Consider the following 13,772-nt stretch of genomic DNA (forward strand, 5'->3'; position numbering starts at 1 on the left):
CCACGGTACCGTCGCCTCCACAGTTCGGAAAGGGTAAGTGCCTCTCGGGGATACCGGTGGGACGTGACTGGCACAGTCCGTCGGGCAGGTGCGTTCGCCGCGGTGGGGACCCTCGCGGTCGCCGTCCCGGCCGCAACGGGCTTTCGCTCGCTCGAACTCGCGACTGTCGCCGCTATCGCGCCCTTCGTGATCGTCGCCGCGCTCGGCGTAACGGTCATCGGACAGGACTCTCGGCTGTTCGACCTGTTCGCGCGCCCCGGCGACTACGAGGATGGGAAACTGTACGGGCTGGCAGCCTTTTCACTGGCCGCCGCCGGGCTCGCGTTGCTTGCCGTCCGGTTCAGTTTACCGGTGCCGGTGTTCGTCGGCGTCGTCGTCATCGTCGCCTACGGCAACCTCGGCCAGCGACTCGCATACACCGTCCGCGCAGACGAGGTGGTGGCAACCGCGGGCTTCGTCTTCGTCGGCTTCGTCGCCGGGGTCACAGGGCAGGTGCTCGGAACGCGGATTCAGGCGGCCGTCGGCGAGGGAGCAGCCGCCGTCGATCTGCCGCTCGTGCTGTTTCTCGCCGCCAGCGGCGCGTTCGTCGCCGCCCTGCTTCGCTCGGTCCTGTTCGAACGGGACGACCCGCTGGTGATACTCACCGTGGGACTGCTGCTGTGGCTGTTTTTCGAGCTCGACCCGTCAGTGACGACACGGCGCGTCGTCATCGCACTCGCCGTAACAGTACTGCTTGGCTACCTCTCCTACGCGCTCGACACCGCGTCGCTCCCCGGAATGCTCACCGGCGTCCTCCTCTCCTTTTTGACCATCGTGCTCGGCGGTTTCGGCTGGTTCGCCATGCTGATAACCTTCTTCGGGCTCGGCGGCCTCTCGACGAAGTACCGCTACGACGAGAAACTGGAACGAGGCATCGCCGAGGAAAACGAGGGGGCACGCGGGAGCGGGAACGTGCTGGCGAACTCCATCGTCGCGCTCTTTGCCGTCGTCGCCGCGGCGGCGAGCCCGAGCCACATCACCGTCGACCCGCTGCTGTTCTTCTATGCCTTTGCCGGGGCCGTCGCCGCGGCAATGACCGATACGTTCTCTAGCGAGTTCGGCGGGCTCTACGACAACCCGCGACTCATCACGACGCTCAAACCCGTCGAGCCGGGTACTGACGGGGGCGTGACCTGGCAAGGCGTAGCTGCTGGGGCTGTCGGCGCGGGTATCATCGCCGGCATCGCCGCACTCACACAGGACATCACCACGGTCGGCAGCGGTGTTATCCTCCTCTGTGGGCTGGTCGGCATGACCGTCGACAGCCTGCTGGGTGCGACCGTCGAGGGGTCAGTCGTCGGCAATCAGGGTGTCAACATGCTCGCGACCCTGGCGGCCGCATTAGCCGGAGTCGGCGTCGTGTTGGTCGTCGGCCTCTTATGATCCGTGAGGCCCGCCCTGAGGACGAAGCCCGGCTCCGGGCGATCCAGACAAACACGCTTGACGAGCCGTGGCCGGAACTACTCGGTGTCGGAATCGACGGTCCGCCGCTCGTGCTGGTGCTCGACATCGGTGAACCGCTCGGCTACGCGCTGGTCGTACCGGACCCGCCAGTCGCGTATCTGGCGGAGTTCGCTATCGCCCCCGGCAAACAGGGACAGGGCCTCGGGACGGCACTGATGGACGGGCTACTGGACAGGCTCCGGACTCGTGAGTTCGAAACAGTCAGACTCACCGCGCGCACGGACGACGAGCGAGCGCGCGGCTTCTACGACGGGTTCGGGTTCTCGGTCGCCGACGAACTCCCCGGCCACTACGACGACGGCGACGGCGTGTTGCTCGTTCGGGACCTCTAACCCTCGATACGGACCTGCACGGCCGTCGGCTGTTTGACGTACTCACCGTGGCCGGCGGCGACGACAACATCGACGCCGCACTGGGCGGCGACGTCGAGGAGCTTCTGCGTGCAGTCGCCGTCGACGACGACCGTCCTGGGAACAGTCTCGGCCGACGCAAGCAACGAGACGACATCGTCGGTCTCGCCCTCCGCGAGCAGCGTCGCGTCCTCGTCGAGCAGTCTGGCCGTCCCGCTGTGGTTCTGGATGACAGCCTCGATGTGGTCTGAGAGCGACGGGATGGCCGGGTTGTCGGTGGCATCCTCGTCGGTCGCGTCGGCCGCCGGAGGGGCCGTATCCGACTCGTCGGACGCCGCCGTCGCCTCGTCGGCTGTTTCGGCCTGTGCCGACCCAGCCTGTGTGCTGGGTGTGGGCTGGGTGTCAGCGGTGTCGTCCGACATCGCAGTCGCCACGGCACCGCCATCAGCGGTCGTCGATTCTCCTGTCTGGGACATCTCCTCGCGGATGGTGTCGAGGCTCTGTGCGCTTGCGACCGTCTCGTAGGGCACCTTGTCCCGGAGCGCCGCCATCACCTCGCTACGCGAGAGGTCCTCGACGGACTTGCCGGTGGGCGTGACCGCGACGTAGTCCACGTCGCCGACCTGCGCGAGTTCCTTCAGGATGAGGTCGCCGCCGCGGTCGCCGTCGAGGAACGAGGTCACCGTGCGGCCAGCTGTCAGGTCTGCGATGGCGTCGGGGACGTCCGTGCCCTCGACCGCCACGGCGTTTTTGATGCCGTACTTCAACAGTTGCATCACGTCCGAGCGGCCCTCGACGACGACGATTGCGTCGGAGTCGGCCACGCGCGGTCCGGCCGGGAGCCCCTCGTAGTCGGTCACGTCGGCGACCCGGACCTGCTGTCTGACCGTCTCGACGATGTCCGCGGTCTGGATGGACTTCTCCTCGAAGTCGTTCAGCAGTTCCGTCGCGCGCTCGACGACCTCGCGCCGCTTGGCGCTACGCACGTCCTCGATTTCGGAGACCTCTATCTCGGCCCGACACGGTCCCACCTGTTCGATGGTCTCCAGTGCCGCGGCGAGAATCGCGGTCTCGACCCTATCGAGGCCGCTTGCGACGGTTATTTCGCCAAAGGACTGTCCACCTTCGGAGCGTATTTCCACGTCGATGCGGCCGACCTTCTTCGAGTCCTGCAAGTCCCGCAGGTCCAGTTCGTCGCCGAGTAGTCCCTCCGTCTGGCCGAACACCGCGCCGACGACGTCGCTCCGCTCGACGACTCCCGCCGCCGTGATGTCGGCATGTATCAGATATTTCGCCGTATCTTGCATGATTGTCCTGTTTTCCAGCCCGTCAACCGGTGTTCCGACGGACTGCTGTCACTATACTGATGTTGGGATGTACAGCGGAATAACCTTGCGCACCCGACTCGATGGGGGAATCGTCCCACAGCTGCGTGGTGAGTCAACACTGCCGCTGTGAAACACTCTCACCGACAGGGCAGCCACTCACTCTAGCAACGGGCGCATGCCGTCGATACCAGCCCGGATAGCGTCGACTGGGTCCGTTGGATTGTCGTGTTCGAAGACGAGCCATTGAGTCCCGGCCTCGCGGGCCGCATCGACCACCGCCTGGAGCGGCACCACGCCGTCTCCGAGGGCAGTCGGTTCCCCATCCGCAGTCATGTCCTTGAGGTGGACGACGGGCACGCGCCCGTTGAGTCGCCGAAGCAGTGCGACAGGGTCCTGTCCCGCCGCGTGCGCCCAACCGGCGTCGAACTCGAAATCAATCGTCGTCTGGTCGACGAGCGCGTCGAAGGCGGTGCCGTCGCCAAACGGGACGAACTCGTGGTCGTGGTTGTGGTACAGCAGGGGCCGGTCAAAGTCCGCCGCGAGCATCCCGAGCAGCGTCGCCGTCGACTCGACCGCGCTTTCGCTTGCGAAGTGGTCGTCGTCGAGATACGGGAGAACAATGTACGGCGCATCGAGCGTCCGGGCCTGATTGCCAACAGTGCGCGGGTCGGACTGCAGGTCGTCCAGCGGGACGTGGACGCCGGCAATGTCGAGCCCCGCATCGTCGAGTGCGCGCTGAGACGCACCCGGGTCGCCGATACCGGCGAACTCTACGCCGTCGTAGCCCGCGGCGCTGATGCGGTCGAGCACGTCCGATAGCGGTTCCCGGAGCTCGCGGAGTGTCCAGAGCTGGATCGCTGTCTGCATATCGTTGCTGCGAACGCTGTCGTAAAATAACTGGACGGGCTATCGGGGGGCATGGGATTCACTGAAACCGAGATCGACCCCGCACGGTTCCTCGAAGACGTAGAGATGCGTATCGGTGAAATCGTCGATGTCGAGCCGTTTCCCGAAGCACGCAAGGATGTGTACAAGCTCGACGTGGATTTCGGCAACGAGACCCGCCAGTCGGCCGCAGGGTTGACCGACGTGTACGAGCCTGCGGACCTGCTGGGTTCACAGGTCGTCGCCGTCGTCAACCTCGGGACAGTCTCTATCGCCGGGTTCGAGAGCGAGTGTCTGGTGACCGGCGTCGACAGCGAGGACGGCGTCGTTCACCTGACACCCGAACGGGAGGTCGACCCCGGCACCCGCGTGTATTGAAGAAGATAGTTCTTCAACCAGAGTTGATGAAGGTTCGTTACCCATTAGTACGGCCAGCGGCTAGCCCGTTGTAATATGAGTACGGTCAGGGCCGCTGGGTGGACAGTCGTCGCGCTCGTGTTGATGGCGCTGGCAGTGCCGTGGTTCCTCTGGGACACCAGCACAGTCACGGCTGGGCTACCCGTGTGGCTGTGGTGGCACATCGGATGGATGGCGCTCGCGAGCATCGTCTTCGCCGTTTTCGCGCGCACCGACTGGGGTCTCGGGGTCGAGGAGGTGCGGTGAGATGGCTGACACCGGGCTCCAGTTGGGTATCGTCGGTGCGTACATGATCATCGCGCTCGCGGTCGGCGCAGTCGCCTACCGTTTGACCGACCGGACCGCCGAGGACTACTACCTCGCCAGCCGGACGCTCGGGACGGTCGTCCTGCTGTTCACGACGTTTGCGACGCTCCTGTCGGCGTTTACGTTCTTCGGCGGCCCGAACCTCGCCTTCAGCGCCGGTCCCGAGTGGATTCTCGTGATGGGGCTGATGGACGGCATCATCTTCGCGGTCCTCTGGTACGTGCTGGGGTACAAGCAGTGGCTCGTCGGCAAGCGCCACGGCTACGTCACGCTGGGGGAAATGCTGGGCGATCGCTTCGGCTCGACGGCGCTCCGCGTTGTTGTCGCCGGCGTGAGCCTTGTCTGGCTGTTCCCGTACGTGATGCTCCAGCAGAAAGGAGCCGGACAGGCTATCGTCGGCCTCACGAACGGCGCGGTCCCGTTCTGGGTCGGGGCCGGCGGCATCACGCTGTTCATGATTGCCTACGTTGCGCTCTCAGGCATGCGCGGCGTCGCCTGGACCGACACGCTTCAGGGGCTGTTCATGCTCTCTTTAATATGGGTCGCCGTCGCCTGGGTCCTCTCTGCTGTCGGCGGCGCTAGCGAGGCGACGGCCCTGTTGGCGTCCAAAGAGCCAGCCTTCGTCGGTCTCGGCGGCGGCCTCTACACGCCGCAGTACATCATCTCGACCGCGGTCAGCATCGCCTTCGGCGTGACGATGTTCCCCCAGATCAATCAGCGCTTCTTCGCCGCCGGCTCGAAGAAGGTGCTCAAGCGGACGTTCGCGCTCTGGCCGGTGCTGGTCCTGCTTCTGTTCGTGCCGGCGTTCATGCTGGGCGCGTGGGCGGCCGGCCTCGGTGTCACGGTGCCGGAGGGCGGCAACGTCATCCCCGCGCTGCTGGGCGAGTACACGCCGACGTGGTTCACCGCGCTGGTCATCGCCGGCGCGATGGCCGCGATGATGTCCTCCAGCGACTCGATGCTGCTGTCGGGCTCGTCGTACCTGACTCGAGACCTCTACCGCCCACTGACCGGCCGTAGCAACGCTAGCGACGAAGCAACCGACCGGCGCGAGGCGCTCGTTGCCCGCCTCGGCGTGATCGTCTTTGCCACCCTCTCGTTCATTGCGAGTCTCTACTCGCCGGGAACGCTGGTCCAAATCGGCGAAACGGCCTTCAGCGGGTTCGCACAGCTTACCCTTCCTGTCGCACTTGCGCTGTACTGGCAGGGGACCACGCGAACGGGGATGTACGCCGGCGTGATCGGCAGCCAGGTGTTCTATGGCCTGCACGTCTTCCCGGTGCTCTCGACACTTGGCGGACTTGTCGGTATCAGCGTTGCCCTGCCGACGGCATACCTGGGCTGGACGCCGGGCATCGTCGGTATCATAGTCGGTCTCGTGCTGACGGTCAGCGTCTCGCTGGTGACTGCTCCCGCTGCGACCGAGAACCACACCGTCTACGCCGTCTCCGGCGTCGAGAGCGACTGAACAGGGCGCTCCGTTCTACACGGGAACCGCCGGACGGCGGCCACCGGCCGACATGTAAACCTACAAAAGCATCCAGACGAATGTGTCAATATGGACTCCGATAAGAATGTCGGCGGTCGCGACCGCCTGATCCGAGCGGTGCTGGCAGTTGTCCTGACAATCGTCTCCCTGCGCTGGCTTCGCAGCGGGAAACGCAAGCGCGGCCTGCTCGCCGGAATCGGCGCGCTCGGCCTGGGTTTCAACGCTTCAACCGGCTACTGTGGTTTCAACGATACGCTTGACATCGATACGACGGCCGATGACGACGACGTGTTCGCTCCGAACGTGGACGACGAGCCAGCAGATGAGTCGACGGACGTGAGTGTGGATTTCACGTCGTCCGACGACGCCGAGGCCTCGAACGGCCACGCCAGCGGGAAGCTTACCTGTGCCGTCTGTGAGGACCCAATCGTTCCTGGTGAGCGCCGCGGACCGAACGAAGAAGGCGCTATCGTGCACGAAAGCTGCGAATAGCGGTCGCCCGTAGACGCGTTCGGCAGCCTGAGTCTGGTCCTTTTTATAATCACCGCCCCAGTCATGCACGTATGCAGACCCACATCGTCCCGGTCGGGTTCGACTACGACCGGCGCTATATATCGATGGAGGGGGAACAGCGTCGTGGCTACTTCAAGCGAGGATAGCATTGAGACCGGCCGAACACCCCACGACAACAAGTTGAAATAGATGTATGAAACACGCTACAGCTATTGACGCTGATAATTGACCCTCACGAGGCAGGCAAGGGAGTATACGGTTCGGGCTTCGAACGAGTTCAGCGAATACGTCAACTGAATGCCTGATTCACTAGTAGGACAATTGGTGGTAGATATATACCGTTCGCGTCCTTCTGTATGCCACACGCTGTAGGAACCATTGATGAACACAATCAAAAACAAGATCGCACAAGCCTACCAGATAATGTCTGGTCATGCGGTTGAGAAATTTCTCAACCCGGTTGATTATAATGGCGTAAAGATAAACACAAACTGTGGAGCAGTACAAACGAAGAATAAAGCGCGTTTCTTTCCGTATTACTTCCGGAATGAACATTCAATAAGAGAAAAAAATCTCATTGACGCGTATCTTCCAGAAAACTATCCTATAATTGAGTTTGGTGCCGGAATTGGGTATATTTCAGCTTACATTGATAGCAAAGTTCGAGACGACGAGAGGCAAATCGCTGTCGAACCAAATCCGGAGAATGTTAACTGTAATAAAATGACGAAGCAGCTAAATCAGTCTGATTATATTCTGCTGGAAGGTGCATATTCTGCAAATGACGATGACGTAAAGTTGAGTCTTGATAATAAGTTTTCCTCCGGGAGTACGGAAAAGGAAATGTCTGGCAGACAAATTAGTGTCGAAGGGTTCAGTATATCAAGCATCTGTGCCGAATATGAACTAGACGATTTCGTATTAATATCTGATATGGAAGGAGGAGAATTTAGAATGATTGAGGAAGAACTCAATATTATTTCAGATTTTGTTCCCTTTGCAATTATCGAGTTCCACCCGTTTGACGAGTTTAGCGAAAGAGAATATGTGGATAAAATGGTCTCTGCTGGGTTTGTTGAATTGGACGAAATGGGGGGAACTTACGCTTTCAAAAATAAGAGTCTGATATAATCATACCCTTGGCAACAACATATCTATTGCTGACCCCCGAAGACGATAGTAGCCATTGAAAATCAATACACACCTGATCGCCCGACGGCAGTGCGATCAGTGTGTAAATCGTTTCAATTGTTACTATAGCGGCCCCACGAGACTCTTCCAAGCCTTGGAACGTCGCTAGTGGTCATAGAGAGACAAACCACATGGCGCCTGTCACTGACAACTGCACAAGACAACCTGTCCTCTTGTGGGGGAGACAATTACGACAAAATGCTGCTAACCATCGCCAGCGGTCGTAACCAAATCGTATCACTATGTCATTTTAACGGTATTCAATAAATAGGGCAGAACTATGAATCAATTAAAAAGTGTTGGACAGAATATCAGGATTTGTAACCTAGTGCCTCGAGACGGTTGTCAACAGTCTCCTTATCTGGTCTGTTAAATGCAGTAGGTGGTTCGCTAACCACTTCACGCCGGGTTTCTGAATCCTGCTCAACCTCAAACCAAGGAACAAAGCGCAACTCACGGGTGTACAAGTTATGCGGGTGAGCGTACTGGCGGTGTGTTAACGGGAATACCCGCTCTCCGAGCATTTCGCCGTGATCTGATGTTATAACGGACTTGCCGTCGAGTTCATTAACTAATGTTTCAGCATGTTCTAAAGCAATGTCAACCGATTCTTGATAGGCTTGACGAAGTTCTTCCCGTGTAACCTGCCCTTCTATTGTCGACTTCCATATATTTTGCCCACTGGAGTTCCCTGTCTTTGAGGTGTTCAGCTCCTCATTTCGCTCTCTGAGTTTCTTAGCAGTCTTTCCAAGATGAGGTGCATGAGGCGACATGATATGAATAATTAAACGCTTATCCGGATACTTTTCATGAGCATCGAGTGCCATTTGTATTGTTTTTTCAGGTTCAGATGGGTTGTGTGTTATGTCGATAGCGTGGAATGTATTATCAGGCAGTTTTGGGGTGTGCGGATTTCCCGTCACATAAACGGTATCATAGAGAGACTTTCCAGCGAAATTATTCCGCATAAACTCCCAGCTGTGGGCTCCCTTAGACAGGACTGGACGCAGCGAACCCCGAAGGGTATTTTGTTCTAAAAAGTGATCATATCGGCACGCGTCAAGAATAACCAAATTATCCCAGTCTTGGGACATTATATCAATGCCGTCTCCGTGCTTCCTCTCAAATATTTCATTATTTATGGGGAACACTACCCTCGAAGTTATACGCCCAAGTTCCCGTCTGAGAAGCGTGGGATTACTAAAGACCCGCTGTAAATTGGTAAGGTTGTACCTTTCTGGAAACATATACGATTTTCGGGAACCCACGTATAAAGTAGTGTGTTCTCAGGTTATAGAGGTGGGCAACGGGTTGTATAGCCGTGTTTATTACAACTAAACGACAATAGGGGGCATAATAGTCAGAGGTACTGCCCGGCTGACCTCATCCTTACTGGCCGACAGACGACCAAGAATGGATATCCAATCAGTTCGGTCAATAATCAAGAGTATTCGCGCAGGCGTCACATCCGCCGTTGGTTGTTGTACTGAGTGCTTTACCTCAGTGCCCGAAATCAGCGCGCCAGCGAAGTCATTCTGCGACGGTCTTCTGGAATACGGGACGGACTGAAACCGCCACGGCGGTCCTATCGCTATAGAAACACAGGAGAGTGCTGTGACAAGCATCAGGATGGGCATAACGGCGATCGAGAGGCTGATGTTTTTATAAATTCCCGCCCACTGTCCCACATATGCAGACCCACATCGTCCCGGTCGGGTTCGACTACGACCGGCTCATCGCGCCGCTGGTGCGCGAGCAACTCGACGTTGACCGCGTCATCCTGCTCGAGGGGGCGGTCGGCAGCGAGGCCAACGTCGAGTACTCGCGCAACCTCGCCGAGAAGCTCGAAAAGGACTACCAGAACCTGCTCGGGGCCGAAACAGAGCGGTTCGTCGTCGCCGACGTGTACGATTACGACGAGGCCTTCGAGCAGGCCTTCGAGCTCATCAACGCGGAACTCGACGCGGGAAGCGAGGTGTGGGTCAACGTCTCCGCGATGCCCCGGACTGTCTCCTTTGCCTTTGCGACCGCGGCCCACTCGATTATGGTCGAACGCGAGGGCGACCGGGACCGCATCCACACCTACTACACGGTCCCCGAGAAGTATCTGGAGACGGAACTCGCCGAGGAACTGCGCAAGCAGATCGATATGCTGGAAGACATGCGCACGGGCGAGGATGTCGACGAACGCGTCGATGACCGACTCGAAACCGCACGGGATCTGCTGGCGGAGTTCGACGAACGCGGGACGACCATCGGCGCGAAAGAGATCGACGGGTCCCACATCGTCGAACTGCCGGTCGCGTCCTTCTCGAACGTCAAGCCCTTCGAGGAGGTCATTCTGTTTACCCTCGGCGAACACGGCGAGTTCGAATCCGTCTCCGAACTGGCCCAACAGCTGGCCCGGGACATGGGCGAGGAGTACACCGACTCCTTCCGATCGAAGGTCATCTACAACGTTGACCGGCTCGGCCCCGGCGGGAAGGGGTATATCGAGCAGGAAGAGCACGGAAAGTCCTACCGGACGACACTCTCGCGTATCGGACAGCTCTGGGTCCGTGCTCACTCTGCCGAGGACCGCGAACATCGCGAGCCCGACCTGCCGTGAGCCGGTCGCTGGTGTGAGCCCGCCGGGGCGCCAGTGAAAACCGAAGTCATTAATCCTGCCGTTGGTCGAGTATTGTACAGATGGTGCGTCGACTCTCCCGAACGCTGGTTCTCGCGCCCGTCGGTGTAGGGGCCCCCACGCCCCACACCACCTCCCCAAATCGACGCACGCACCGCTGATAACCACGCCGCAGTCAGATGCGACCCGGGTGTTACACCCACAGTTTGAATATGAGTGATACACAGGACCCACCGCAGGACGAATCGAGCGCAGACAAACCAGAAAACGCCCTTGAGGGGGAGTACGACCCTCGCGAGGTAGAGCCGGAGTGGCAAGACCAGTGGGTCGCGGACAAGACCTACGCCTACGACGGGGACGCCGACACCCGTTTCACTATCGACACGCCGCCGCCGACGGTGTCGGGGAACCTCCATATGGGGCACCTCTATCAGTTCACCCTGCAGGACTTCGTCGCCCGCTTCCACCGGATGCGCGACGACACCGTCTATTTCCCCTTCGGTTACGACGACAACGGCATCGCCTCGGAACGGCTCACCGAGCGCGAACTCGGCATCCGACACCAGGATTACCCGCGCCGAGAGTTCCAGGAGAAGTGTCGCGACGTGTGTACACAGTTCGAGGACGAGTTCACCGAGGACGTGCAGTCGCTTGCCATCTCGGTCGACTGGGACAACACCTACAAGACCATCGCGCCGGACGTCCAGCGGGTCTCCCAGCTATCCTTCCTCGACCTCTACGAGCAGGGCCGGGAGTACCGCCAGCGCGCACCGACCATCTGGTGTCCGGACTGTGAGACGGCCATCTCACAGGTCGAACAGGAGGACAAGGACAAGCACACGAAGTTCAACGATATCGCCTTCGACCTCGTGGAGACGGGCGAGGGGCCTGCCGACGAGGACGCGACGTTCACCATCTCGACGACGCGGCCCGAGCTACTTCCGGCCTGTGTCGCCGTCTTCGTCCACCCCGAGGACGACGACAATCAGCACCTCGTCGGCGGGACGGCCCGGGTCCCCATCTTCGAGCAAGAGGTTCCCATCATCGCCGACGAGCGCGTCGACATGGAGACCGGCAGCGGCATCGTGATGTGCTGTACCTTCGGCGACCAGAACGACATCGAGTGGTACCAGGCCCACGACCTGCCGCTGCGGCTCGCCATCGACGAGTCCGCGACGATGACCGACCTCGCCGGCGACTACGAGGGGATGCACACCACCGAGGCCCGCAAGGCCATCATCGAGGACCTGCGCGAGGAGGGGTCGCTGCTGGAGAGCCGCGACCACGACCACACCGTCCAGGTCCACGAACGCTGTGAAGAGGAAGTCGAGTACCTCGTCACCGAGCAGTGGTACATCGAACTGCTCGACAAGAAAGAGGAGTACATCGAGGCGGGCCGCCAGATGGAGTGGTTCCCCGAGAAGATGGCCACCCGCTACGAGCATTGGATAGAGGGACTTGAGTGGGACTGGTGTATCTCCCGCCAGCGCGATTCGGGCATCCCGATTCCGGTGTGGTACTGCGACGACTGCGGCGAGCCCGTGATGGCCGAGCGCGACCAGCTCCCGGTCGACCCGCTGTCAGACGACCCGCCGGTCGATAGCTGTCCTGAGTGCGGCCACGACTCGCTGACGCCCGAGGAGGACGTGTTCGACACCTGGGCGACCTCGTCGCTGACGCCGCTCGTGAATGCCGGCTGGGACTGGGACGCCGACAGCGAGTCGTTCACCATGGAACTGCCGGAGCTGTACCCCTTCGACCTGCGCCCGCAGGGCCACGACATCATCTCGTTCTGGCTGTTCCACACCGTCGTCAAGTGCTACGAACACACCGGCGAGGTGCCCTTCGAGAACGTGATGATAAACGGGATGGTCTTAGACGAGAACCGCGAGGCGATGTCCAAGTCCAAGGGCAACGTCATCCCGCCAAGCGAGGTCTTAGAGAAGTTCCCGGTCGACGCCACCCGGTACTGGGCCGCCGGCACCTCCATCGGCGACGACTTCCCATACAAGGAGGGGGACCTCGAAGCTGGTGAGCGACTCCTCCAGAAACTCTGGAACGCCTCCCGGCTGGTCGACCAGCTCACGCCCGCGAGTCAGCCAGACGAGCCCGACGACCTCGCCGCGGTCGACGAGTGGCTGCTGGCTGAACTAGACGCGACCATCGAGTCGGTCACGGCGAAGTTCGAGGCCTACGAGTTCTCGAAGGCCCGCAACGAACTCCGGTCGTTCTTCTGGAACACGTTCTGTGACGACTACCTCGAAATCGCCAAGCAGCGGCTTTCGGACGGGACCGCGGCCTCGACCGAGTTCACGCTGCTGCAGGCCCACCGGACCTTCCTGCAGCTGTTCGCGCCGTTCCTCCCCCACATCACGGAGGAACTGTGGGAGCGGTGCTATAACGAGGATACCTCAATCCACACGACGGACTGGCCGACTTCGGGCGGCTACGACGCCGACCTCGAAGCGGGCGAGACGGCGATGGAGGTCGTTTCCGCGCTCCGGCGGTACAAGACCGAGAACGGTCTGCCGCTGAACGCCGACCTCGACCACGTTGAGGTGTTCGGCCACGTCGCCGGCTTCGAGGACGCCGTCGCCGAGGCGATGCACGTCGCGCAACTGGACACCTACGACGAGGCCCCGGACATCACGACCGAGGTCAGCGGCATTGACCTCGATTACTCGCTGGTCGGCCCCGAGTTCGGCAGCGAAGTCGGCGCTATCGACGCTGCTATCGAAGATGGCGACTACGATATCGACGACGACGAACTGCACGTTGCCGGTGTCACGCTCACCGACGAGATGTTCACCGTCGAAGAGTCCCGGACCTACTCCGGCGAGGGCGAAATGACCGAAACCGAGAGCGCCGTCGTCGTCGTTCGGTAGACTCGGCTCGTTTTGCAGGTGTTCCCGGCGGTCACTGACCGCACATCGCCGGGACCAGTAGCATCAAGACCTGCGGGTCCGGTCATTTGAACCATGCGAACAGAGGAAACGATTCGGGACCGCATCGAGGCGCTGCAGGACGAGTACGACAAGCACGACCCGCCGTCGACCGAACTGGAAGACGAGGCGGAGGTCGCCATCCTGCGCGCTATCGAGGAACTGGAGTGGGTGCTCGACGAGCGCGAGGCAGAGGACGGATTCACGACCTGAGACACTACC

At 60.6% G+C, this 13,772-nt stretch carries 13 protein-coding genes; 10 read left to right on the top strand and 3 right to left on the bottom strand.

The window, feature by feature from the left end; translation table 11 throughout:
• The first annotated feature begins 63 nt into the window (after positions 1 to 63).
• Entirely contained in the window at positions 64 to 1,422 is a 1,359-nt protein-coding gene (locus tag DVK01_RS02105) for a DUF92 domain-containing protein (protein ID WP_101350672.1), read from the top strand.
• A complete protein-coding gene (locus DVK01_RS02110; RefSeq protein WP_121535210.1) occupies positions 1,419 to 1,835 on the top strand; it encodes an N-acetyltransferase in 417 nt (138 codons plus the stop codon). The genes DVK01_RS02105 and DVK01_RS02110 overlap by 4 nt, the downstream gene beginning before the upstream one ends.
• Here the strand turns inward: DVK01_RS02110 and dnaG are convergent.
• Together dnaG and DVK01_RS02120 are read right to left on the bottom strand one after the other, a co-directional pair.
• Positions 1,832 to 3,160: a DNA primase DnaG gene (gene dnaG, locus DVK01_RS02115; protein WP_101350674.1), complete on the bottom strand. Its 1,329-nt coding sequence runs from the start codon at positions 3,158 to 3,160 to the stop codon at positions 1,832 to 1,834. The genes DVK01_RS02110 and dnaG overlap by 4 nt on opposite strands.
• Positions 3,161 to 3,337: 177 nt before the next feature.
• Positions 3,338 to 4,048 carry a sugar phosphate isomerase/epimerase gene (locus DVK01_RS02120; protein ID WP_121535211.1) on the bottom strand — a complete coding sequence of 237 codons (711 nt, stop codon included), beginning with the start codon at positions 4,046 to 4,048 and terminating at the stop codon, positions 3,338 to 3,340.
• Between the two features lie 51 nt (positions 4,049 to 4,099).
• Between DVK01_RS02120 and DVK01_RS02125 the strand changes: the two genes are divergently transcribed.
• From DVK01_RS02125 to DVK01_RS02145, 5 genes are all read left to right on the top strand, one after another.
• Positions 4,100 to 4,444, top strand: a complete 345-nt coding sequence (locus DVK01_RS02125) for a tRNA-binding protein (RefSeq protein ID WP_101350676.1) — start codon at positions 4,100 to 4,102, stop codon at positions 4,442 to 4,444.
• A gap of 75 nt (positions 4,445 to 4,519) precedes the next feature.
• Positions 4,520 to 4,729, top strand: a complete 210-nt coding sequence (locus DVK01_RS02130; RefSeq protein WP_101350677.1) for a DUF3311 domain-containing protein — start codon at positions 4,520 to 4,522, stop codon at positions 4,727 to 4,729.
• Position 4,730: 1 nt separating this feature from the next.
• Positions 4,731 to 6,257 (top strand): sodium:solute symporter, encoded by a 1,527-nt coding sequence (locus DVK01_RS02135; protein WP_101350678.1) that lies wholly within the window; start codon positions 4,731 to 4,733, stop codon positions 6,255 to 6,257.
• A gap of 90 nt (positions 6,258 to 6,347) precedes the next feature.
• Entirely contained in the window at positions 6,348 to 6,770 is a 423-nt protein-coding gene (locus tag DVK01_RS02140) for a DUF2892 domain-containing protein (protein ID WP_101350679.1), read from the top strand.
• A gap of 402 nt (positions 6,771 to 7,172) precedes the next feature.
• Positions 7,173 to 7,922: an FkbM family methyltransferase gene (locus tag DVK01_RS02145; protein ID WP_121535212.1), complete on the top strand. Its 750-nt coding sequence runs from the start codon at positions 7,173 to 7,175 to the stop codon at positions 7,920 to 7,922.
• 371 nt (positions 7,923 to 8,293) lie between these two features.
• On the opposite strand, the gene DVK01_RS02150 is transcribed toward DVK01_RS02145, so the two are convergent.
• On the bottom strand, positions 8,294 to 9,229 hold the full coding sequence (locus DVK01_RS02150; RefSeq protein ID WP_199722307.1) for a hypothetical protein: 936 nt from the start codon (positions 9,227 to 9,229) through the stop codon (positions 8,294 to 8,296).
• Positions 9,230 to 9,672: 443 nt separating this feature from the next.
• Between DVK01_RS02150 and DVK01_RS02155 the strand changes: the two genes are divergently transcribed.
• From DVK01_RS02155 to DVK01_RS22055, 3 genes are all read left to right on the top strand, one after another.
• Complete coding sequence (locus DVK01_RS02155; RefSeq protein WP_101350681.1) at positions 9,673 to 10,590, top strand: DUF6293 family protein; 918 nt, start codon at positions 9,673 to 9,675, stop codon at positions 10,588 to 10,590.
• Between the two features lie 230 nt (positions 10,591 to 10,820).
• Positions 10,821 to 13,493, top strand: a complete 2,673-nt coding sequence (locus DVK01_RS02160) for a valine--tRNA ligase (RefSeq protein WP_121535213.1) — start codon at positions 10,821 to 10,823, stop codon at positions 13,491 to 13,493.
• Positions 13,494 to 13,586: 93 nt separating this feature from the next.
• Positions 13,587 to 13,763, top strand: coding sequence for a hypothetical protein (locus tag DVK01_RS22055; RefSeq protein WP_004957739.1), 177 nt, complete (start codon positions 13,587 to 13,589; stop codon positions 13,761 to 13,763).
• Positions 13,764 to 13,772 lie beyond the last annotated feature (9 nt).

The sequence above is a fragment of the Haloarcula sp. Atlit-120R genome (assembly GCF_003665885.1).
Taxonomy (GTDB): Archaea; Halobacteriota; Halobacteria; order Halobacteriales; family Haloarculaceae; genus Haloarcula; species Haloarcula taiwanensis.